The organism is Corynebacterium sp. UMB10119B, assembly GCF_030228125.1.
GTDB lineage: Bacteria > Actinomycetota > Actinomycetes > Mycobacteriales > Mycobacteriaceae > Corynebacterium > Corynebacterium pseudogenitalium.
Map to the genome: position 1 here is coordinate 203,824 of NZ_JASPBG010000002.1, position 21,467 is coordinate 225,290.

The following is a 21,467-nucleotide window of genomic DNA, read 5'->3' on the forward strand; positions in this document are numbered from 1 at the left end:
AGCATCGTGGGATGCGTGCGCTTCGAAGCCTGCGCGAGTTTTTGCGCTTCGGCATTGTGGGAGGCTCCGGCGTCCTGGTCAATCTTTTGGTGTTCTACCTCACTAAGAAAGCGATCGACGCCGGCTTCGACCTTCACGAAGGCGACATCTTTTTTAACCTCTTCGGCACCCGCTTTAACGTCCGGTGGTACCACGTGCTTGCAACCGTGGCGTTCCTTGTGGCAAACACGTGGAACTACCAACTCAACAGGGCGTGGACGTTCCGTGGCCCGCAGCGGCGTTCGTGGATCCGCGGGTTTTTCCCGTTCCTCACCACCGGCGTGATGGCATTCGTTGTTTCGCTGGTGTTCTTGACGTTGTTTATGAACCCGAACTCCCCAATTGGCTTGCCGGACAGTATTTTCGACGACTCCACCGGTCTTCGCACGAAGTCCTACTGGTCGCAGGGCCTGGCGACGCTGATCGCGACACCGGTGAACTACATCATTAATAAAATTTGGACGTTTTCGAAGCCGAAAACAGCTCCGAAAACGTCCGCGTCTTCCTAGTTTTGCTTGCCCGTTAGACGCTTTCCTTGGATGGGCGCACCAGGAAAGATGCGCCGATCAATACCGCGGAGACGATGAGGACCGCGATAATTTGGCCTCTGGTGGAGGCGTCGAAAAGCATGAGGACGGTGAGTCCCACGAGGGCAATCAGCGTTGCCCACGGAACCCAGGTCGCTCCGCGTACCTGCACTGCGGAGTTCTTGATCTGCGGGTGCAGTCGGATGTAGCTCAGCGTGATCATTACCCACGTGACCATGAGGCAGCCGCCGACGGCGTTCATGAGGAAGTCGAGCAGCCCTGGTGGGTTCCACCACTGCAGGCCGACTGCGGCGAAGGCGAAGAACATCGACACCAATACGGAGTTCATTGGGACGGCGTTCTTGTTCGTGGCGCGAAGCCAGCGCGGCGCGTCGCCTTCGAGCGCCTGTTGGTAGGCGAGGCGAGACGTGCCGTAAATCTGGGCATTGAACGCGGAGAGCAGCGCCAGGACGATGACGGCCTCCATGAACCCGACGACGCCTGGGATGTTTGCCATGCTGAGCACCTGGGTGAATGGTGAATCTGCAGCGGAGTCGGCACCGTCGATCTGTGCGTATGGGATCAGCAAGATGATGACGATGATGCTTCCGATGTAGAAGAGTGCGATGCGCCAGATAATGGAGTTGACCGCGCGCTTGACGGCCTGCGCGGGGTTCTCCGACTCTGCCGCCGCGATGGTGACAACCTCGATACCGCCGAAGGCGAACGCCACGGCGAGCAGCCCAGCGGCGACGCCGGCGAAGCCGTTCGGCATGAAGCCCGACTCTCGGACGTTGTCCAGGCCGACGAAGTCGTGGCCGGGGAGGATGCCGAGGAAGAGCGCGGCGCCGATGGCCAAGAAGAGGATAATGACGGCGACCTTAATCATGGCGAACCAGTACTCAAACTCGCCAAAGCCTTTCACCTGCGCGAGGTTGATGACGGCGAAGAATACCACTGTGACCAGCGCTGGAACCCATTGGGGGACGCCAAACCAGCCAGACATAATTGCGGCTGCGCCGGTGATCTCGGCGCCACCAACCATGATGAGGAGGAACCAGTAGAGCCAGCCCAACAGGAAGCCTGCCCAGTGGCCGAACGCCTGACGCCCGTACGTCGCGAACGAGCCGGAAGACGGGCGGGCTGCAGCCATCTCGCCGAGCATGCGCATAACCGAGATAACAATCAGGCCTGCGATCGCGTATGCGACCAAGATGGCGGGGCCTGCGGCCCGGATGCCGACGCCTACTCCGAGGAAGAGACCGGCGCCTACCGCCATGCCCAGACCCATCAGGGTCAGGTGACGCGATTTGAGGCCGGTGCCCAGCGTGGCGTCGTCGGATTCAGTGTTGCGTTGAGTTGTCATCGGATGTTCCTCTCGGCGGCGTCCTTAGCGCGTTGTTGGAAAGTGTCGGTGCGGGTCCAGAGGACACCAGCGATTGAAATGATGCCCACGACGACTGCTACCGCGAACATTTGGAAGCGGCCGTCAGGGGTGGTCAGCATGAGCACCACGATGGCTCCCGCCAGTACAACCGTTGCCCACGGCAAGACTCCTGGAGCCCACATGCGAACGTGCGTGATCTCGTTGCGCTTCACTAGCTGCGGGTGAATGCGCAGGAACGAGAATGTGATGGCGAACCACAACACGATCAGGCAGCCGCCTACCGCGTTGAGCAGGAATGCGAGCAGTCCAGGGGGATTCCAGTACTGCAGTGCGACAGCTACGAAGCCGAAGAACACGGAGAGCACGACGGCGCGCATCGGTACGCCGCGGTGGTCGGTGCGTGCGAAAGCCTCGGGGGCGTCGCCGCGCAGGGCCAGGTTGTGGAGGAACCTGGAAGAACCGTAGATCTGTGTGTTGCACGCGGAGAGCAGCGCGATGACGATGACGGCTTCCATAATGCCTACCGCGCCCGGAATGTTTGCCAAGTGCAGCACGGCGGTAAACGGGGACTCGGAAGCGTCGTTCGCCCCACCGATGTCTTCGTATGGCAGCAGCAAGACGATGAGCAACACGGATCCGATGTAGAAGATGCCGATTCTCCAGATGATGGAGCGGATCGCGGAGTGCACGGCAACCTCGGGGTCTTCGGATTCGGCCGCCGCGATGGTGACCAGCTCAATACCGCCGAATGCGAACGCAACTGCGAGCAGTGCCGTGGCGACGCCACCCCAGCCGTTCGGCATGAACCCGAACTCGGCAATGTTCGTTGTGCCGACGAACGACGTTCCCGGCAGGAGCCCCAGCCACAACGCCACGCCGAGGGCGAGGAAGAGACAAATCACGGTGACCTTAATCAGGGCAAACCAGAACTCGAATTCGCCGAGGTTTCGCACTGCGGCGAAGTTAATCGCTGTGAAGATAACAATCGCTGTCAGTGCCGGGATCCACGGAGACACCGCGAGCCATGATGCGATGATGGCGGAAGCGCCGGTGATCTCGACGGCCATGATCATGATCATCATGAACCAGTAGAGCCAGCCGATGGCAAAGCCTGCCCACGGACCGAAGGCCTGTTCCGCGTAGGTAGAAAACGTGCCCGAAGAAGGGCGCGCGGCAACCATCTCCGCGAGCATCTGCATGATGCACACGGTGATTGCGCCAGCGATCATGTACGCAATGATGACAGCGGGGCCTGCTGCGGCGATACCCACACCAGTGCCAAGGAAGAGCCCGGCGCCAATTGCTGAGCCGAGGCCCATCATGGTCAGGTGCCGGGTCTTCAGTCCGCGCTGTAACGATGTCGACGCCCGAGTTGGGGCAACAACCGGTGAAGCTTTCAAAGACATGGCAATTACCTTAAACACTCATGTACATTCATGCCTATCATTCGCAGTTGTGTCGCCCCGTGCTCTGCGAATTCGGCCCGTAAAACTAGAGCGTTAGCTGCTTCGCGCGCGCAGTACGGGCGTGGTGCTTGCCGGCTCTTGGTGGATGCTGATATCACTCTGACCAGCAATCTCACTTGCTGGAATATGTGTCTCATTTCTTGTGTCGTAGATAATTGTCGACGGCTCCAGCATCACATTGACACCGATCTCGCAGTTGTCCCCGAGATCCACCCCGATTACACCCGATGCGGGGTGAAGCGTGCAATTGCGTCCGACTCGTAGCGGGATCCGGTTATGTCCGCTGCCGCGCGCAGCCATCAGCACCGCCGACAACGCAACCTCGGTACCTTCACCAACCGTGACAGCGGAGGAGAGTCGCCCCTCAATCTTTGCCGGTCCAAGAGCTCCGGAGTTGTGTGAGACGTAGCCCTCACGGATCACGGACGTTCCCGGAGCCAAGTAGGCCCCGAGGCGGACGCGCTCCGCTTCGGAGATTGAGACCCCAGTCGGCACCACGTAGTCGACCATGCGGGGAAGCCGCTCGATGCCGTAGACGTGGATGTTGCCCCTGCTACGCAGGCGAGTTCGCACGAATTCGAAGTTATCCGCCAAGCATGGACCCTTATTCGTCCATACCACCGGCTCGAGGTGTTCGAGGCAGTCTTCCATGTTGACTTCGAAGGGGCGCACCAGGCGGTGGGAGAGCAGGTGGAGCCGAAGATATACGTCGTGGGCATCCACAGGGGGTTGGGACAGGTCCGCGATTGTGGTGCGCACCGGCACGTGCTCGACGAGCCGGTCCGAGTCCATGCCCACCAGGCTGAGGAATGCGTCCCCAAGTTCGTGCGCGCTGACTCTGCGGGATCCGGAAGTGAGGCCGGAGGGGTCGTCGATAAGTGAAGGGGAAGGGTACCAGGTGTCGAGTACCGTACCGTCCAGCGAAATATTGGCAATACCTGTGGCCTGCGCTCCTTGTAACATGCTTGTCATCTTAAACGCACAGTCACAAAGGGCCGGACTCGGACGACAAGCGGGGGAGGGGTTGGCCTAGCATATAAGTTTTTGGCAGAGTCGAACTCAACGTGTTTTGAGGAAGGAAGGACCCATGGCACCTCACAAGTCACCGCGACCGGACAAGGAGCGAAAACTGCGCGGCCCAATCATGCTGCGAAGCGAGGACACCGAACAGCCGACGACGCACGACCGTCGCCTCCTGGAGTCCTTGGGCTACAGCGACCACGACTGGAAGCACGCGGACCCGTGGCGTGTGATGCGAATCCAGTCTGAGTTTGTCGCAGGCTTCGACGCACTGAGCGACTTGCCGAAGGCGGTCACTGTGTTTGGCTCCGCGCGCCTCAACGAAGGCACGGAAGAGTATGCGCTGTCATGCGAGGTAGGCAAGGCGCTCGTCGAGGCGGGATACGCGGTCATCACTGGTGGCGGTCCAGGCTTGATGGAGGGGCCGAACCGCGGTGCCCACGATGCCGACGGCATCTCGGTGGGGCTCGGCATTGAGTTGCCGTTCGAACAAACGCTTAACGATTGGGTCGACCTCGGCCTGAACTTCCGCTACTTCTTCGCGCGCAAGACAATGTTCTTGAAGTACTCGCAGGCGTTCATCGCGCTGCCGGGCGGGTACGGGACCATGGACGAGCTGTTCGAAACGCTCGTGATGGTGCAAACCCAAAAGGTTACGAACTTCCCGATAGTGCTCATGGGCACCGAGTTCTGGTCCGGCCTGGTTGCGTGGATTGAGGAGCAGCTGCTCGGCCGCGGCCTCATCTCGCCGGGCGATGAATCCCTGTTCTACGTCACCGATTCCGTCGACGACGCGATCGCGCACATCGTGCACGCACATAAGGTGATGACAGACGCGCGCCTGCGAGATGCTCACAACGAGGACGTCTAACAGATGCCTGGCCGCATCGCAGAGGTAATGGCGATCATCAACCGGACGCCAGATTCGTTTTACGACAAAGGAGCAACGTTCGCGATAGAGCAAGCGCTGGATCGAGCCGATACGGTGATCGCGCAGGGAGCGTCGATTGTCGACGTGGGCGGGGTAAAAGCAGGTCCCGGCGACGAAGTCGACCCCGCAGAGGAGATCGAACGCGTCGTCCCTGTCATCCGGGGCATCCGCCTCCGGCACCCGTCAATACGCATCAGCGTGGACACCTGGCGCGCCGACGTCGCACAGACTGCAATCGAGGCGGGTGCCGACCTAATCAACGACACCTGGGCTGGCTACGATCCCGAGCTCGTCGAGGTCGCCGGAGCGCATCGCGTTGGGTACGTCTGCTCCCACACCGGCGGTGCGGTACCTCGCACACGCCCACACCGCGTCCACTACGACGATGTCGTCGCCGACGTCATCCGGGAAACCACAGCGCTCGCCGAGCGCGTCGTTGCTTGCGGCGTGCCCGAAGAGCTCGTGATGATCGACCCAACGCACGACTTCGGCAAGAACACCTTCCACGGACTGGAGTTGCTGCGCCGAGTCGACGAGCTCGTCGCAACAGGGTGGCCAGTGCTCATGGCGCTGAGCAACAAAGACTTCGTCGGCGAGACGCTCGACCGTGCAGTTGGCGAGCGAGTCGCAGGGACGCTCGCAGCGACAGCGTGGTCCGCCGCACGCGGCGTCGCAGCCTTTCGCGTCCACGAAGTCGCCGAAACCCTCGACGTGATCCGAATGACCGCCGCCATCCAGGGACATATGCCACCGATCAATACCGTGCGGGGGCTTGCGTAGTGCGCGTCAGTGTGGTCATCCCGGCGCTGAACGAGGCCGCAACCGTCGGACACGTTGTGCGACGCTGCTGCGTTGCAGATGCAGTTCGGCGCGATGGGGAAGTACTGGTCATCGACTCAGATTCACACGACGACACCGCGACGCTTGCCGCCAGGGCGGGGGCTCGTGTGGTGAACTGGCGCGAGGTCAGCGCGATTGAACCGCAGGAAGGCAAGGGCGAAGCACTGTGGCGCGGTGTGAAGGCCGCGCGCGGAGAGTTCGTCGTGTTTATCGACGCCGACGTCACCTCCCTCGAGCCGTGGTGGATTGATGCACTCATCGAGCCCTTCAAGACCCCGGAGATCCACCTTGTGAAAGCTCGTTACAAAAGATCCCTGGACGGGCGGCCTTCTGGCGGCGGGCGTGTCACGGAACTGACTGCAAAGCCGTTGCTACGACGGTTTTTCCCAGCATTGAGTGATATTGGTCAGCCACTGGCCGGCGAATATGCAATACGTCGAGATACAGCGCTGCGGCTGCCGTTCGTGGCGGGATACGGCGTTGAGTCGGGGCTGCTCATCGACACCTTCGCCAGGTATGGGCGCAATGCTATTGCGGAAGCGGATCTTGGAACTCGCGTACACCGCAACCGCCCGCTTGAGGAGCTGGGGCCGATGGCGGACGTGGTGGCGTCGACAATTCTCGACAGGGCGTTGGTATCCGGACAGCTTGGTTCCGAGCAGAAGACGAGGCAACGGCTGCCCTGGTGCGAAATTCTGAGCACTGAACGCTAGTATGATGACATGCTTTCTTGGATCATCCTGATTATCGCCATCGCCGTTTTTTGCGTGCTTGGTTTCTTGCTCTTTAGCCAGCTGTTTGGGCGCGGCGAACAGCTGCCACCCATGATGGAGACCGAGGACGTCAAGTCCGCGAACCGGCTCGCAGTTGAGGAGGGCAACATTGGAGACGTGCACCTTGAGGTGGTGCACCGTGGCTACCGGATGGACCAGGTCGATGACCTGCTTACCGCACTCGGTGAGAAGTACGGCTTTGCTCCGACTATCAGTCAGCTAACCGAAAACAGCGTAGTATTGGATACAAACGTTTTGACTGAAGGAGAAGCGACAGATGGCAGCAATGAAGCCGCGCACCGGTAATGGACCAATGGAAGCCGCAGAAGAAAGCCGGAAGATTGTCATGAGGATTCCGTCCGACGGGGGCGGTCGCCTGGTCATCGAGATGAGCAAGGAAGAGGCTACTGAGCTCGGAAATCTGCTGATTGAAGCCGTAGGATAAGAATTCTCTAAACTTAAGGTAATATATCCAGCATGCTCAAAGACATAATTGATGTGCTGGCAGATCCTATAGACCTTACTCGTCTTCATGGTGAAGGGGAGTTTTCACGCCTCGTTTCCGAAAGTGGCCACTCGTACGATGTGGCGAAGCAGGGCTACGTTACGCTGGCGAGCGGAAAAGGTCTGCAACATGTCGGTGACTCGTTGGAGATGGTCCTCTCCCGCGAGTCATTTTTGTCGCAGGGGCACTTCGCCCCGTTCGTTGAAGCGATGACGGAGCACGTAGAACACGTGCTTGACCTCAGCGCGCCTGAGGAAGACCACCCTGCGATCCTCGAAGTCGGCGCGGGGACCGGCTACTACCTGTCGCACACCCTGGACTCCGTGGTTGGTGCGCGCGGTGTCGGACTTGATATCTCGGTTCCAGCTGCGAAGTATCTTGCAAAGGCACATCCGCGAATCGGCTCGATTGTGGCCGATGTGTGGCAACAGCTTCCAATTGCGACCGGGAGCATCCACGCGATTACCGTGGTGTTTGCCCCGCGTAACCCAGCAGAATTCGCTCGCGTGCTTGCGGATGACGGCCAGGTTGTAGCGCTCATTGCGGATCAAGGCCACCTCGATGAGCTGCGTGAGCCCCTCGGTATCTTAGGTGTCGAGCCCGGCAAGCTGGACCGCCTCGTCGAGCAGTCAGAGGGCCACCTGGAGCTGGCCGAAGACCCAAAGGAACTTGTCTTCCCGATGCGTTTGGACCGCGAATCTATCGCGGCCCAGGTCGGAATGAGCCCATCCGCCCGCCACATTGAGCGGGGCGAATTGGCGCGTCGTCTTGACGCCCTGCCGGATCACATGACCGTAACCGCGCACGCACAGCTCGTGCGCCTGCGCAAGGCGTAAGCCGTTCCGCTCAGGAAGCAGCTAGCGGCTACGACGCCACTCGTTCAAGATGCTGGCGTCGTCTTTGGCGCGGGAGCGGATGCCGATGCATCCGTTCTCCGGCCAGATGCGCGAGGACATCACTACTGCACCGCCGTCGGCATAGACCTCGAGCGTCGAACCGTCCACGATAACCGTGATGGTATCTTCCTCGTCCTCGCCGATTTCGGCTTCCGCAACTTGGCCATCGAATCGATCGACGGTGAGCTTGTCGCCAGCATGGGTGACCCGAGCCGCGACCTCACCATTACCGTCGACAATCTCAGCGACGACACTGCCACCTGCGGAGATCTCGCATAGTGCAGTCCACAAATGGGCGCCGCGCGTCGTGCTCACCGCCTCGGGGAGCCCTGGCGCAGGTACCTGGTACAGGTGGCCATCCTGGAGTGTGACATAGCGTGGCAGTGTGAGCGTATTTGCCCAGCCTTCGGTTTCCCAGTTCGGCTCTTTTGTCGGGGACCCTTGGCGGCCAGAGGGCGTCATAAAGCCAAAGAGATAGGTGCCTTGGTAGCGCTGCGCCGGGTCCATCGCAACCGGGAGGTAGTTGGTGTTGCGGGGGCGAGTGAAATCGTGCCCGAAATCGAGCGCCTGTGCAGGTGTGGTTACCCGGAACGTGTTGTTCTCCAGCTTGCCGATGATGTAGGCCGAACGGTCTTTGCCACCGCGCTCAAGCGTGAAGAAGAAGACGTCGTAGATCTTGGAATCAACTTCATCGCGGAGCCTGCAAATACGTGGCGCTACCAGCGTCTCATCGAGGTCGATTCCGGGGTCGCCATCAAAAGTGAGAGGTCCTTCGAAGCGCCACTCAACGCCATCGATAGAGCGAAGCACGACTGGCTTCGGCGTATCGACGCTGCCCGTGATCGCCAGCATGAGCCAGCCATCGTGCTCCTCGCGCTCGTCATCTTTCCAGTCAGGAACGACGCAGGGCGAGCGGAAGTTGTTGTACTCAGGCGTGTCCTCGACGATATCGCCAAGTCGCTGCACGCCAGGTGTGGCGTTTGTATCTTCGAGGAGTTCATCGCACAGCCCTTCCAGCTCAGGCGCGTGGGCGAGCTGGATGGTGTTGCCAGCAGCAGTTGCTGAAGTGAAATACAGGTAGATGCCTTCCGGCGCACCAATTACGGCACCTGCTCGAACCGCGGATTCGCCACCGGCGGGGACAATGGCATCGTTGCATTCGACCCAGCTAAACGGGTCGCCGTCGCTGACGTTGTGGCCCCAGCGGCTCGGGGCTTCGGGTGTGGGGCGGTATTGGTAGAAAATATGCCAATTGTTTTCTCCTTCGCGCCCGTCGAAAATGACACCAGCTGGCCCCTCGAGGATGCCACTGTCTGCGGTGACGTGAAGTTCTGGTCGGAAAGTACTCATCGTTAAGTGGTGTTCACCCCTGCGTTATTTCGTGAGTTGTTCATAAATCTTGACGGTGTCTTGCGCAATTGTCTTCCACGAGAAGTCATTGCGGGCGCGCGTCAGGCCAGCTTGGCCCAGCCTTCGGGAGAGATCCTTGTCACCAGCCACCCGGTTGACTGCCTCGGCGAGATTGCGCTCGAAGGCTTCCGGCTGCGTTTTGTCGTAGTCAACGAGCACACCCGTCTCACCGTCCACGACGACCTCCGGGATACCACCCACGCGAGATGCCACGACAGCGGTTTCGCACGCCATGGCCTCCAAGTTCACGATGCCAAGCGGCTCGTAGATTGACGGGCACACAAAGACGTCGGCTGCGGAGTAGACCTCGCGGATCTTTTCTGCTGGCAACATGTCCTGTACCCAGAACACGCCATCGCGCTCAGATTGCAGCTTTTCGACGAGCCCCTTCGTCTCTGCGGCGATCTCCGGTGTATCAGGCGCACCTGCGCACAGCACGAGCTGGACGTCTTCCTCAAAGTGCGACGCCGCCTTGAGGAGGTGCGCGACGCCCTTTTGGCGCGTGATTCGACCGACGAACGCGACGATCGGCTTCGCCGGGTCTACACCGAGGTCTGTCAGGACGGTCCCCTCGGTGGGGTACCACTTTGCCGGATCGATGCCGTTGAGTACGACGTGAATCTTGTCCGCCGGGATGCTCGGGTAGGCACGAAGGATGGCTTCTTTCATACCCGCGGAAACGGCAATGACTGCGTCCGCATTCTCGAAAGCGTTCTTCTCGCTCCACGAGGAAACGTTGTAGCCACCGCCGAGCTGCTCGCGCTTCCAAGGGCGGTCAGGCTCGAGAGAGTGCGCAGTGACAACGTGCGGAATGTCGTAGAGGAGGCCTGTGAGGTGGCCACCGAGCCCGGCGTACCACGTATGGGAGTGAGCCACGTCAACATTGTTGGCGGCGTGGGCGATCCGAAGGCCCGTCGATAAGGTCTTGATGGCACCGTTCGCGTTTTCAAGGGCAGGGTCAACCCCGTGGACGTAAACGTCCTTCATGTCGCGGGGAGTGCCCATGCAGTGAACATCGACGTCAACGATCTCCCGCATAAAGCGAGTGAGCTCTGTGACGTGGACTCCGGCTCCCCCGTAAATCTCGGGAGGATACTCTTTGGTCATCATTCCGACTCTCATACCGCCCGAGCATAGTGACGAATTCACGTCGGTGCAGGAAAGCAAAAACTGAAATGTAGCGCTGCCCACTTTAGGAGGCAAAAGGCTGCAAGGTCACGAAGTTTTCAATAGGCTCGGAAGCGTGAGAAGTCAGCCTAGAGTACTTGCAATTGTCCTTGCCGGTGGCGAAGGGAAGCGCCTGTTTCCGTTGACCGCGGACCGAGCTAAACCGGCCGTTCCTTTTGGAGGCAACTATCGATTAATTGATTTTGTTCTGTCGAACTTGGTCAACGCTGGGTACATGCGAATCGCAGTGTTGACACAGTACAAGTCGCACTCGCTGGACCGGCACGTGGCGACGGCTTGGAACGTATCTGGCCCGACTCCGCAGTACATCGCATCGGTGCCGGCGCAGCAACGTCGTGGCAAGCGCTGGTACAACGGCTCTGCAGACGCGATTGTGCAGTCGCTCAACCTCATTTACGACGATAAGCCGGATTACGTGCTGGTCTTTGGTGCAGACCACGTCTACCGGATGGATCCTTCGCAGATGGTGGAGAACCACATCAAGTCAGGCAAGGCTGCAACGGTGGCCGGCATCCGCGTGCCTCGATCAGAAGCCACGGCGTTCGGCTGCATCCAGTCCGAAGAGGACGGTACCATCACCGAGTTTTTGGAGAAGCCCGCGGATCCACCAGGAACCCCGGACGATCCGGATATGACGTTCGCTTCGATGGGCAACTATGTATTCTCTACGGAACCGCTGATTCAAGCGCTGCTCGAGGACGAGCAGAACGAGGACTCTGATCACGATATGGGTGGCGACATCATCCCGTACTTCGTGCGCAAGGGCGAAGCAAACGTGTACGACTTCTCGCAGAACGAAGTACCCGGCGCGACAAAGCGCGACAAGGGATACTGGCGAGATGTCGGTACGATTGATTCTTTCTACGAGGCGCACATGGACCTCATCTCTTCGTACCCAGTGTTCAACTTGTACAACTCGACGTGGCCGATTCACTCCACAGAGGACGGCAACCTTCCACCAGCGAAGTTTGTCGTGGGCGGTATCGCACAGGAGTCGATGGTCGCGTCGGGATCAATCATCTCGGGCGCTACCGTACGCAATTCAGTGCTTTCCACGGATGTGCGTGTTGAGGAAGGCGCGACCGTTGAAGGTTCTGTGCTGATGCCAGGTGTGCGCATCGGTAAAGGGGCGGTGGTCCGCCACTGCATCCTCGATAAGAACGTCTATGTAGCTGACGGTGAAATTATTGGCGTCGACCTTGAAAAGGACCGCAAACGCTACACTGTTTCGGACAACGGCGTAGTGGTCGTCGGCAAAAATCAGGTGGTTCAGGAATAACTGACACTCATAGGCAAGGCCCGCTCGAAGCTCAGCGAAGTTCGAGCGGGCCTTGTTCGTGCGTACGTAGAGCTAGCGCTTCGTAATGATGGTCAGGCCACCGTCGAGAGGCAGGCGAGCTACGAGCGCTCCGTGGTCGGCAGCGAGGCTGCTCACGTGCCTATCTGCCTCTCGCGCTGCCTCGGTTTCGCGGTCCCTGCGTGTCGAATCGCTGACGGTACCGTCCAGCAGAGAGTCGGCGAGAATCAGCGTGCCGCCCTCGCTGAGGAGCGGCCAGGCGGCATCAATAACCGCGGTGAACTCGATCGGCGAGACATCCGCGTAAACGAGGTGGTAGGCGTCGTTCGCAAGCCTGCCCATAACCTCAAGCGGGCGCGCGGTGAGGAAACGTGTGCGGGAGGTTGGGTACTCGGCGGCACGGAATGCCTCCTTTGCGCCGGTTTGTAGCGTGACCTCGGGTTCGATGCAGGTAAGCGATGCGCGCTCTGGAAGACCACGCAGCAAGTGGAGCCCGACGACGCCTGCAGCCGGAGTGATGGCGACTGCGCCTTGCGACTGACCACTTGGGCAGGCTGCAGCGAGCGTCGAAAGTAACGTGCCGACGATGACCGACGGCGCACGGACTCCGTTCTCCTGCGCTTCTACGCTGGCGTACTTCAACGCTTCGCGGAAAGCAGCAGGGAACGGCTGTTGCTCGGCATCAGTGAAAGACTGATGGATGTAATTTGTCAACTGATCAAAAGCGGTCGCACTCACAGCCAACATCATAACCAGAACTGTCCTCACAGCGTGTGCGCTACGCGCATGCAGTAACCTTTACGTTTTTCCGTTGGTGAATGGGATTTCAATCTGCCACAATATGAAGCATGCAACCTGATGATGCTGCCGCCCAACATGATTCCGTCGCGCCCGAAGATTTGCGCGGTACGGCTGCATTTGATGCCGGGGTGGGGGCGATGCCTTCGTGGGCTGAGCTCGTCGCAGAGCACGCCGACAGTGTGTATCGCCTTGCGTATCGTCTTTCAGGTAACCAGCACGACGCGGAAGATCTTACGCAAGAAACCTTCATCCGCGTGTTCCGTAACTTAAAGAGTTACCAACCGGGTGCGTTCGGTGGCTGGCTTCATCGGATTACAACGAATCTGTTCCTTGATATGGTGCGCCACCGGGCGAAGATCCGGATGGAAGCACTCCCGGAAGACTATGAGCGCGTTCCCGGCACTGATATGACTCCGGAGCAGGCGTATAACGTCGCGCACCTCGATCCTGCTCTGCAGCACGCACTCGATGAATTGAGTCCGGACTTCCGCGTTGCCGTGGTGCTTTGCGACGTCGTCGGTATGACGTACGAAGAAATCGCTGAGACGCTTGGAGTCAAGATGGGTACCGTCCGTTCACGCATCCATCGCGGTAGAACTCAGCTGCGTGAATCGCTCGAGGAGCAGGCGCGGCATGACGTCGCCACCGAAGAGTTAATTCGACTACGCTAGGGCGCGAGATAGTGGTTGACTACGGATGCGAAAGGAGCGTTACCGATGCGAGCGTTTTGTTCCACTGAGCATTTGAACCCTGAAGCAATTGCAGCTTTCGCAGACGGTGAACTTTCGCGCTCTGCAAGCCGTCGCGCTATGAAACATATGTTGGAGTGCCCAGAGTGCTTCCAAGATGTTCTTGTGCAGCGGCGAGCGTCCGCACGTGTAAAGGCCTGCAAGGATGACGACCTGCGAGCCCCAGATTCGCTGGTGGCGAAGCTCAGCGGTCTGTGCCACGAGATGCAACCTGCCGAGCCTTGCGGTGAAGATGCTCATCACAAGGAACGATCACCGATTGTGGCCGCCGTTGACGCCACGCTTCGGGCGCTGCGGCACCGAGAGTAGGATGTGATCCGTGTTTTCCAGTATTGGCTGGGGTGAAGTCTTTTTCATCCTGATCATCGGCCTCATTGTGATTGGTCCGGAGCGGCTCCCAAGCGTTATCGAGGATGTCCGCGCAGCCATTTACGCTGCGCGCAAGGCGATCAACAACGCGAAGCGGGAGCTCAACGGTGAGCTCGAGGAGTTTGAGGAGCTACGCAAGCCACTGGATACGGTGTCGCAGTACGCGTCTATGGGGCCAAAGCGCGCGATGGCGAAGTTTTTCTTCGAAGATGACGAGGAATTTCTCGAAAGTTTTGATCCGCGCAAAATGATGGAAGACGATGCGCCTCCGGCTCGCCAACCATCAAAGCCACAGTCCAGAGCAAAGAAAGGGCCGGAGGACGGGGGGCAGCCCAGTGGAGGGGGATTCTCCTGGGCTGACGTTACCTAGTTCCCACCGATCTATTCGTCAGTGTGCTTCACACCAAGGTTGAGGGACTTGCCAGCAAGTGAGTTACGGCGAATCTTCAGCTTGGTGACGATCTCCTGGATCGCCGCAGCGGCAGGGGAGTCTGGTTCTGCTGTGACGACAGGGGTTCCGGTGTCACCGTTTTCTCGTAGCTTCGGATCCAACGGGATGGAACCCAGCAGCGGCACGTCACTATCTGTGAGCGCGGTCAGGCGCTCCGCAACCTGCTGGCCACCACCTTCACCAAAGATATTCATGACGGAGCCGTCAGGCATGACCATCCCGGCCATGTTCTCGATGACGCCAGCAATTCGCTGCTCAGTCTGCTGAGAAATTGTGCCGGCACGCTCAGCGACCTCAGCTGCGGCTGCTTGCGGAGTGGTAACAATGAGCAGTTCGGCATTTGGAATCAGCTGCGCCACTGTGATCGCCACATCGCCGGTCCCCGGTGGAAGGTCAAGGAAGAGTACGTCAAGATCGCCCCAGTACACATCAGACAGGAACTGTTGGATTGCGCGGGTGAGCATCGGTCCACGCCACACCACAGGGGCATTGCCCTCCACAAATTGCCCCACAGAGATGTGGCGGACGTCGTGTGCGATCGGCGGCATGATCATGTCTTCGACCACAGTCGGCCCCATGTCGGAAGAGCCGAGGAGACCAGGGACGGAGTGCCCGTAAATGTCAGCGTCGACAATTCCGACGCTGAGGCCCTGTGCTGCCATTGCAGTGGCCAAGTTCACTGTCATCGAGGACTTGCCGACGCCACCTTTGCCTGAAGCTACCGCGAACACCCGGGTGCGTGACGACGGGTCAGCGAAAGGGATGTCGGGCCCGGGCTGCTGTGCACGCAGCTTCGAAGCCATTTCGCGACGCTGCTCCGCGCTCATAGTGTGAAGCGTGACTGTCACGTTCTCCACGCCGTCGATTTCCTCTACGACTGCGCGGACGTTGCCCTCGATGGTGTCACGCATCGGGCAGCCCGCGATGGTGAGGTAAATGCCGACGGTGACGTTGGGGCCGTCGATACGTACGGACTCCACCATCCCGAGTTCGGTAATGGGTTTTCCAATTTCGGGATCGTCAACGCGAGCAAGCGCTTCGCGGACCTGGAATTCTGAAATGAGTTCTGCGTTTGCCATAACGGGCTTCAGTATAGTCAGAGAAGCTGGATGTTCATACGAGCAGAGGAGTGACAACGAATGGCCCAACTCAACAACAACCGCCTGGTAGCGCGCGAAGTGCCAACAGGGTGGCCGGTAGGCAGTTTTAATACCTACCAGGAGGCACAAGAAGCAGTTGACACGCTGTCGGACAAGGAATTTCCGGTAGAGAAGCTCACAATTGTCGGTGTGGACTTGATGCAGGTTGAGAGTATTACGGGCCGCCTCACGTGGGGCAAGGTACTTGGTGGCGGCGCACTATCGGGCCTGTGGATGGGCATGTTCATCGGCATCATTTTCTCGCTGTTCGCGGAAGAAGGTGGGTGGGGCATCTTCGCCTCGTGCGTCGCGATGGGTGGCGTGTTCGGAGCAATTTTCGCAGCTATCGCTTACGCGTTTACAGGTGGCAAGCGTGACTTCGCCTCAGCGACAAGCATCGTCGCGCGTCGATACGATGTGCTGTGTGCACCTGACGCTGCGCGTCGAGCCCGCGACATGATCGCCGCAATGCGCCCACAGCGCGACACTGGACGGCCAACTGAGCCGTCGTCCACCGATAGCGACGCCTCCGAAGACAACGCAGCGCGCTAGACTAGCTCTGTTTTCCAGGCTCGTCTGAGCACACTACGAAGAAGGTATTTATGGTGTCCCTGCGTCCTCTCCGTACACTGATTGCTGCGGCACTGGCAACGAGCCTTGTTGGCGGGTTGACTGGCTGCACAGATGACTCGCTTTCACCGGTGAAGTTTGTCAACGGCGAATCCCGCGGCAACATCGTCAAAATCGGGATTGATACCTCAGAACCTGAACAGGTAGTGCTGGGGGAGATCTACTACGAGATCATTACAGCGATGGGGCACCCTGCCGGAGTAGTCCCGTTCAATGACGTGTACTCCCGAAATGCAGCCGAACTGCTGCAAGAAGAAGACGTCGATATGGTCGTTGCGTGCTCTGGTGTTCTGTTGCAAGCACTAGACGCACACGGAGCGAAAGAGCTCGACAACGATATAGCGCACGATCGTCTCGACGGTGCGGATCCGTCAGAAGCGACGTTCGCTCTCCTCGCGGGTGCGCTGCCCGGCAACATCCAATCGGTTGACCCTTCCCCTGCGCAGGGCTGTGCATCGCACGTGGAGCTCGAGCACCTTCCTAACAGCGTCATCCCGCTGTTCTACAAATCAAAGTTTGCTCGCAAGGAAGTCAGGCGCATCAACGCGATGACGCGCGTGCTCAGCACAGCGCAATTGGAAGAGATGAGCGAGGAAGTCGCGCAGGGCAAAGAACCGCGCGTTGTTACTGCGGATTGGCTCCGTGAATACGCCAGCATCAACGTTGAAAACCCAGATGCCAACGGCGGGGAAGCCGAAGCGACAGCTACTCCCTAGGCGCAAGCCAAATGAGTGAATCCGCAAAAGGGAAGCGCCCCAACCGCAGTAAGCGGTTGGGGCGCCATTGCGTGTAAGCGCTACTTACTTCGCAAACGCCTCATCCAGCAGAGTCTTCTCCTCTTCCTGGTGGACCTTCGCCACGCCGGTTGCGGTGGTCGACTGCGCACGGCGGGAAACACGGGCCATTTCAGGCATGTCCGGAATCAGTGTGCGCAGGTGCTCGTTGTAGAACGGCCATGCGCCCTGATTAGCAGGTTCATCCTGAACCCAGCGAATTTCCTTCGCGTTCGGGTAGTTCTTGAACGCATCCCGAATGCGGTTGAATGGAATCGGGTGCAGCATCTCGATACGGATGATGGCGACATCGTCGCGCTTATCCTTCTTACGACGCTTCTCCAGTTCGTAGTAGATCTTGCCGGAACACAGCAAGATCGTGGTGACCTTGTCGTGATCTGCGCCGTCAACCTTGACGTTGCCACGCTGTACGAACTCGGGGTCGTCGATAACTGACTGGAACTTGTCCACCTCGATGAAGTCTGCAGGCTGCGAGACCGCCGCCTTGTTACGCAGCATCGACTTCGGGGTGAAGACGACGAGCGGGCGCTTCATCTCACCGAGCGCCTGACGACGCAGCAGGTGGAAATGGTTTGCCGGGGTAGACGGCTGGGCAATCGTCATCGAGCCCTCGGCGACCAGCTGGAGGAAGCGCTCGATACGGGCGGAGGAGTGGTCCGGGCCCTGGCCTTCGTAGCCGTGCGGCAGGAGGGCAATCATGCTGGAAAGCTCGCCCCACTTGGTCTCGCTGGAGGACAAGTACTCGTCGATGATGGTCTGTGCGCCATTGGCGAAGTCGCCGAACTGTGCCTCCCATGCGACGACAGCGTCCTTGTTGCCAAGGGTGTAGCCGTACTCGAAGCCCATACCTGCATATTCGGTCAGTGCAGAGTTGAACACCTCGAAGCGTCCGCCGTTGTCTTGTTCTTCCGCGTTTGCGTCGAGTGGGTTGTACGGAGTGCCGTTATTCGGGTCGTAGAGCACCGCGTGGCGCTGCGTGAACGTACCGCGCTGTGAGTCCTCACCTGCAAGGCGGACAAACTTGCCCTGCTCTGCAAGGGAACCGAAAGCGAGCAGCTCGCCCCAGCCCCAGTCGATGTCGCCGTTTTCGAAGGAACCACCGCGCTTCTTGAGCACGTTGTTCAGGCGCTTGTTCGGCTCGAATTCCTCAGGCAGCTTGCCGTACGAATCCGCAAGGCGCTTGAACGTATCCTCGCTGATCGAGGTGTCCAGGCCACGAGTGAGCTTCTGCGAGTCTGTGATGCCGGTCTGCTCGCTTGGCTTGCCCTCAGCGGACTTGACGTCGGAGAAGACTGCGTCAAGCTGATCGTGGAAGTCCTGTGCCGCGATCTTGGCTTCTTCCTGCGTGAGGTCGCCACGGCCGATGAGGTCCTTGGTGTAGCGGGTACGCACCGAGTCGTGGGAGTGGATGCGGTCGTACATCACTGGCTGCGTCACGGTCGGGTCGTCTGCCTCGTTGTGGCCGCGCAGACGGTAGCAGATGAGGTCGATGAAGACGTCCTTGCCGAAGGCGCGGCGGTATTCGGTTGCCAGATGAGCAACCCAGGCGGCTGCCTCCGGGTCGTCGCCGTTGACGTGGAACACTGGGCAGTTGAAGCCCTTGGCCAGGTCGGTGGCGTAGTAGGAGGAACGGCCAGAGTCAGGGGTAGTGGTGAAACCAATCTGGTTGTTCACAACGATGTGGACGGTGCCACCAACGGAGTAGCCAGGGAGGCGAGACAGGTTCAGTGTCTCCTGCACGATGCCGAGGCCAGCGAATGCGGCGTCGCCGTGCAGCATAATCGGAACCACTGGATTGTCGTCGCGAACACCGTTTTCACGCAGCGTGTCCGCCTTTGCGCGGGCAATACCGACGAGCACTGGGTCAACAGCCTCGAGGTGTGACGGGTTCGCGGCCAGCGAGACCTTGATCTCGCCGTCGCCGAACATCTGGATGTGCTTGCCCTCGAAGCCGAGGTGGTACTTCACGTCGCCAGAGCCACCCTGCTGTGCGGACTGCATGTTGCCCTCGAACTCGTTGAAGATCGTAGCGACAGGCTTGCCCACGATGTTAAACAGCACGTTCAGGCGACCACGGTGTGGCATGCCGATGACAGCTTCGTCGAGGCCTTGGCCAGCGGCGGTATCAATCACCGCGTCCATCAATGGGATGAGTGTTTCCGCACCCTCGAGGGAGAAGCGCTTCTGGCCGAGGTACTTCGTCTGGAGGAAGTTCTCAAATGCTTCAGCAGCATTGAGCTTCTGCAGGATGTACTTTTGCTCAGCATTCGTCGGCTTCGGCATGCCAGCCTCGATGCGCTCGAGCAGCCACTCACGCTCATCGCGGTCGAGAATATGGGTGTATTCAGCACCGACGTGCAGGGTGTAGGCAGCACGTAGGCGACTAAGCACCTCGCGCAACGTCATTGTTTCCTTGCCCCCGAAACCACCGACGTGGAACGTGCGGTCGAGGTCCCACAGCGTCAGGCCGTGGGTTTCCATCAGCAGGTCACGGGAGTCCGGTTGCTGCAGGCCCGGCTGGCGCCAACGAAGCGGGTTCGTGTCAGCAATGAGGTGGCCGCGGGAACGGTACGCCTCGATGAGCTGCATGACACGGGTGTCCTTGTTTACGCCGGAATTAGGCAGGTCCTTCGCCCAGCGCATCGGGAGGAACGGGATCTCGAGGGACTCGAAGATGGAATCCCAGAACTTATCGTCGACGAGGAGCTGCGAAATATCGCGCAGGAACTCACCAGACTCTGCACCCTGGATGACGCGGTGGTCATAGGTGGAGGTCAGTGTCACAAGCTTGCCGACGCCCAGCTCTGCCAAACGGTCCTCGCTGGCACCTGCAAACTCTGCAGGGTAGTCCATTGCGCCGACACCAACGATGGTGCCCTGGCCCTTTGTCAGACGCGGAATCGAGTGGCGGGTACCGATGCCACCTGGGTTGGTCAGCTGAATGGTTACGCCAGAGAAGTCGTCCATCGTGAGCTTGCCGTCGCGCGCGCGACGCACAATGTCTTCGTAGCTTTCGACGAACTCCGCAAACGACTTGTTCTCGCACTCCTTAATCGCAGCGACGACCAGGGAGCGGGACCCGTCTTTCTGCGGCAGGTCGATTGCTAGACCCAGGTTGATGTGCTCAGGCTGAACTGCGAAGGACTTCTTGCCGTCCTCCTTGTAGTTCTTATTCATGTCCGGGTGGAGCTTGGTGGACTGAATGATTGCGTAGCCAAGGATATGCGTGAACGAAACCTTGCCGCCGCGAGTGCGCTTGAGGTGCTCATTGATCAACGTGCGGTTTTCAAACATGAGCTTGACCGGCATATCGCGCACGGTGGTGGCGGTTGGCACCTCGAGCGATTCGTTCATGTTCTTCGCGATAGCGCGGAACGCACCCTTGAGTTGTTCCTCGCCTGGAGTGACCTTGACACTATCGAGCTTGTCCAACGGGGAAGCGGTCGGCTTCTTGGTGCGCTTTGGAGCTGCTTCGGCGGCTGCGCGGTCTACCTGGGTTTGACGGCCGTCCTGGGTAGGAGCGCTCGTGGAGCTGGTGACGCTCGTCGCAGTCTTCGAGGAACCTTTTGGTGCCGGGGTGTTTGTCACCGTCGGCGGGGTGCCCTTCTTCTCGAAAAGATCGCGCCACTCCGCGTCAACGGAGTTGGGATCCTGTTTGTACTGCTGGAACATCTCCTCAACCAGCCAGTCGTTCTGGCCGAACGTATCTTCGCTGCTCACGGCAGGTGCTCGCCTCTCTTCTTGGGTTGTATGTAACTTTTCAACGACTTTAATTGTCTGGGATTAGGTAGTGCTACCTTACATTCCCGAAAAGCCCTCGTACTTGTGAGATCTACCCCCTTTAGCGGTTGATACACCACAAATGGGCATATCTTCCGTTTTGAGTGAGAAGGGTCTCATGAGAACCGTTATCAATGATACGTCCTCATTCGACAACAAGTATTTGAACGGTTGCTTGCTCGTGATTGATTGATTTCGAACTCTTGAAGAGGTGAGGCGGGCACGTCGACTTTGGCCTGGCGTGCGGGGAAGTACAGAGTGGGCGTCGAGCAGCATTCACGGTGGCAGCTGTCGAGAAGCGCTCGTGTGCAGTCTCGGGGGGACCAAGAAGGTGGGGCCAAAGCAGGCTCGCGTATTTGAGGGGGCGCTGTGTTTCGGTAGCGGTGCAGGGTGTGGTTCTCCAACTAAAGCAGAGGTGCTACCGGGGGTAGGCGAAAGATGGAAGTGCGTGATTCCCGCCTCAGTTTTGGGGGAG

General features: G+C 59.3%; 21 protein-coding genes. 13 read left to right on the forward strand and 8 right to left on the reverse strand.

Annotation, left to right across the window (positions count from 1 at the left end):
• The first annotated feature begins 11 nt into the window (after positions 1-11).
• The gene (locus tag QP802_RS03285; RefSeq protein ID WP_284817636.1) at positions 12-548 is read left to right on the forward strand and encodes a GtrA family protein; all 537 of its coding nucleotides are present in this window, start codon (positions 12-14) and stop codon (positions 546-548) included.
• A gap of 13 nt (positions 549-561) precedes the next feature.
• Here QP802_RS03285 and QP802_RS03290 read toward each other — a convergent pair whose 3' ends face one another.
• The 3 genes from QP802_RS03290 to QP802_RS03300 all read right to left on the reverse strand — a co-directional run bounded on the left by QP802_RS03290 (position 562) and on the right by QP802_RS03300 (position 4,391).
• Positions 562-1,932, reverse strand: a complete 1,371-nt coding sequence (locus QP802_RS03290) for an amino acid permease (RefSeq protein WP_252931067.1) — start codon at positions 1,930-1,932, stop codon at positions 562-564.
• Positions 1,929-3,359 (reverse strand): amino acid permease, encoded by a 1,431-nt coding sequence (locus QP802_RS03295; RefSeq protein WP_284817593.1) that lies wholly within the window; start codon positions 3,357-3,359, stop codon positions 1,929-1,931. Before QP802_RS03295 ends, QP802_RS03290 begins: the two co-directional genes overlap by 4 nt.
• 93 nt (positions 3,360-3,452) lie before the next feature.
• On the reverse strand, positions 3,453-4,391 hold the full coding sequence (locus QP802_RS03300) for a 2,3,4,5-tetrahydropyridine-2,6-dicarboxylate N-succinyltransferase (protein ID WP_070362686.1): 939 nt from the start codon (positions 4,389-4,391) through the stop codon (positions 3,453-3,455).
• Positions 4,392-4,506: 115 nt separating this feature from the next.
• Between QP802_RS03300 and QP802_RS03305 the strand changes: the two genes are divergently transcribed.
• From QP802_RS03305 to QP802_RS03330, 6 genes are read left to right on the forward strand one after another with little or no spacing between them, the layout of a single operon-like run.
• Positions 4,507-5,310: an LOG family protein gene (locus QP802_RS03305; RefSeq protein WP_070362685.1), complete on the forward strand. Its 804-nt coding sequence runs from the start codon at positions 4,507-4,509 to the stop codon at positions 5,308-5,310.
• Positions 5,311-5,313: 3 nt separating this feature from the next.
• Entirely contained in the window at positions 5,314-6,150 is an 837-nt protein-coding gene (gene folP, locus QP802_RS03310) for a dihydropteroate synthase (protein ID WP_284817594.1), read from the forward strand.
• Complete coding sequence (locus QP802_RS03315) at positions 6,150-6,923, forward strand: glucosyl-3-phosphoglycerate synthase (RefSeq protein ID WP_256000422.1); 774 nt, start codon at positions 6,150-6,152, stop codon at positions 6,921-6,923. Before folP ends, QP802_RS03315 begins: the two co-directional genes overlap by 1 nt.
• A 9-nt stretch (positions 6,924-6,932) precedes the next feature.
• Positions 6,933-7,289 carry a hypothetical protein gene (locus QP802_RS03320; protein ID WP_070362682.1) on the forward strand — a complete coding sequence of 119 codons (357 nt, stop codon included), beginning with the start codon at positions 6,933-6,935 and terminating at the stop codon, positions 7,287-7,289.
• Positions 7,261-7,428: a DUF3117 domain-containing protein gene (locus QP802_RS03325; RefSeq protein ID WP_070362681.1), complete on the forward strand. Its 168-nt coding sequence runs from the start codon at positions 7,261-7,263 to the stop codon at positions 7,426-7,428. Before QP802_RS03320 ends, QP802_RS03325 begins: the two co-directional genes overlap by 29 nt.
• A 32-nt stretch (positions 7,429-7,460) precedes the next feature.
• Positions 7,461-8,324, forward strand: coding sequence for a methyltransferase domain-containing protein (locus QP802_RS03330; RefSeq protein ID WP_284817595.1), 864 nt, complete (start codon positions 7,461-7,463; stop codon positions 8,322-8,324).
• Between the two features lie 21 nt (positions 8,325-8,345).
• Here QP802_RS03330 and QP802_RS03335 read toward each other — a convergent pair whose 3' ends face one another.
• Both QP802_RS03335 and glgA read right to left on the reverse strand, forming a co-directional pair.
• Positions 8,346-9,734 carry a GH32 C-terminal domain-containing protein gene (locus tag QP802_RS03335; RefSeq protein WP_256000423.1) on the reverse strand — a complete coding sequence of 463 codons (1,389 nt, stop codon included), beginning with the start codon at positions 9,732-9,734 and terminating at the stop codon, positions 8,346-8,348.
• A gap of 24 nt (positions 9,735-9,758) precedes the next feature.
• Entirely contained in the window at positions 9,759-10,916 is a 1,158-nt protein-coding gene (gene glgA / locus QP802_RS03340) for a glycogen synthase (RefSeq protein WP_070362678.1), read from the reverse strand.
• Positions 10,917-11,037: 121 nt separating this feature from the next.
• On the opposite strand from glgA, the gene glgC reads away from it, so the two are divergent.
• Complete coding sequence (gene glgC, locus QP802_RS03345; RefSeq protein WP_070479448.1) at positions 11,038-12,261, forward strand: glucose-1-phosphate adenylyltransferase; 1,224 nt, start codon at positions 11,038-11,040, stop codon at positions 12,259-12,261.
• Between the two features lie 72 nt (positions 12,262-12,333).
• On the opposite strand, the gene QP802_RS03350 is transcribed toward glgC, so the two are convergent.
• A complete protein-coding gene (locus QP802_RS03350; RefSeq protein WP_284817637.1) occupies positions 12,334-13,026 on the reverse strand; it encodes an O-methyltransferase in 693 nt (230 codons plus the stop codon).
• A 101-nt stretch (positions 13,027-13,127) separates the two neighbouring features.
• Here QP802_RS03350 and sigE point away from each other — a divergent pair, with 101 nt between their 5' ends.
• Genes sigE through tatB form a run of 3 tightly spaced genes read left to right on the forward strand, consistent with a single transcriptional unit; the run spans position 13,128 to position 14,568 of the window.
• Positions 13,128-13,751, forward strand: a complete 624-nt coding sequence (sigE, locus tag QP802_RS03355) for an RNA polymerase sigma factor SigE (protein ID WP_070362676.1) — start codon at positions 13,128-13,130, stop codon at positions 13,749-13,751.
• A gap of 45 nt (positions 13,752-13,796) precedes the next feature.
• Complete coding sequence (locus tag QP802_RS03360) at positions 13,797-14,138, forward strand: zf-HC2 domain-containing protein (protein ID WP_070362675.1); 342 nt, start codon at positions 13,797-13,799, stop codon at positions 14,136-14,138.
• A 10-nt stretch (positions 14,139-14,148) separates the two neighbouring features.
• Positions 14,149-14,568 (forward strand): Sec-independent protein translocase protein TatB, encoded by a 420-nt coding sequence (tatB, locus tag QP802_RS03365; RefSeq protein WP_070362674.1) that lies wholly within the window; start codon positions 14,149-14,151, stop codon positions 14,566-14,568.
• 11 nt (positions 14,569-14,579) lie between these two features.
• On the opposite strand, the gene QP802_RS03370 is transcribed toward tatB, so the two are convergent.
• Positions 14,580-15,728 (reverse strand): Mrp/NBP35 family ATP-binding protein, encoded by a 1,149-nt coding sequence (locus QP802_RS03370; protein ID WP_284817596.1) that lies wholly within the window; start codon positions 15,726-15,728, stop codon positions 14,580-14,582.
• Positions 15,729-15,788: 60 nt separating this feature from the next.
• On the opposite strand from QP802_RS03370, the gene QP802_RS03375 reads away from it, so the two are divergent.
• Complete coding sequence (locus QP802_RS03375; RefSeq protein WP_070362672.1) at positions 15,789-16,340, forward strand: YflT domain-containing protein; 552 nt, start codon at positions 15,789-15,791, stop codon at positions 16,338-16,340.
• A 50-nt stretch (positions 16,341-16,390) separates the two neighbouring features.
• On the forward strand, positions 16,391-17,134 hold the full coding sequence (locus QP802_RS03380) for a type 2 periplasmic-binding domain-containing protein (RefSeq protein WP_070479455.1): 744 nt from the start codon (positions 16,391-16,393) through the stop codon (positions 17,132-17,134).
• 84 nt (positions 17,135-17,218) lie between these two features.
• Here QP802_RS03380 and QP802_RS03385 read toward each other — a convergent pair whose 3' ends face one another.
• Positions 17,219-20,932 carry a multifunctional oxoglutarate decarboxylase/oxoglutarate dehydrogenase thiamine pyrophosphate-binding subunit/dihydrolipoyllysine-residue succinyltransferase subunit gene (locus QP802_RS03385; protein WP_284817597.1) on the reverse strand — a complete coding sequence of 1,238 codons (3,714 nt, stop codon included), beginning with the start codon at positions 20,930-20,932 and terminating at the stop codon, positions 17,219-17,221.
• Positions 20,933-21,467 lie beyond the last annotated feature (535 nt).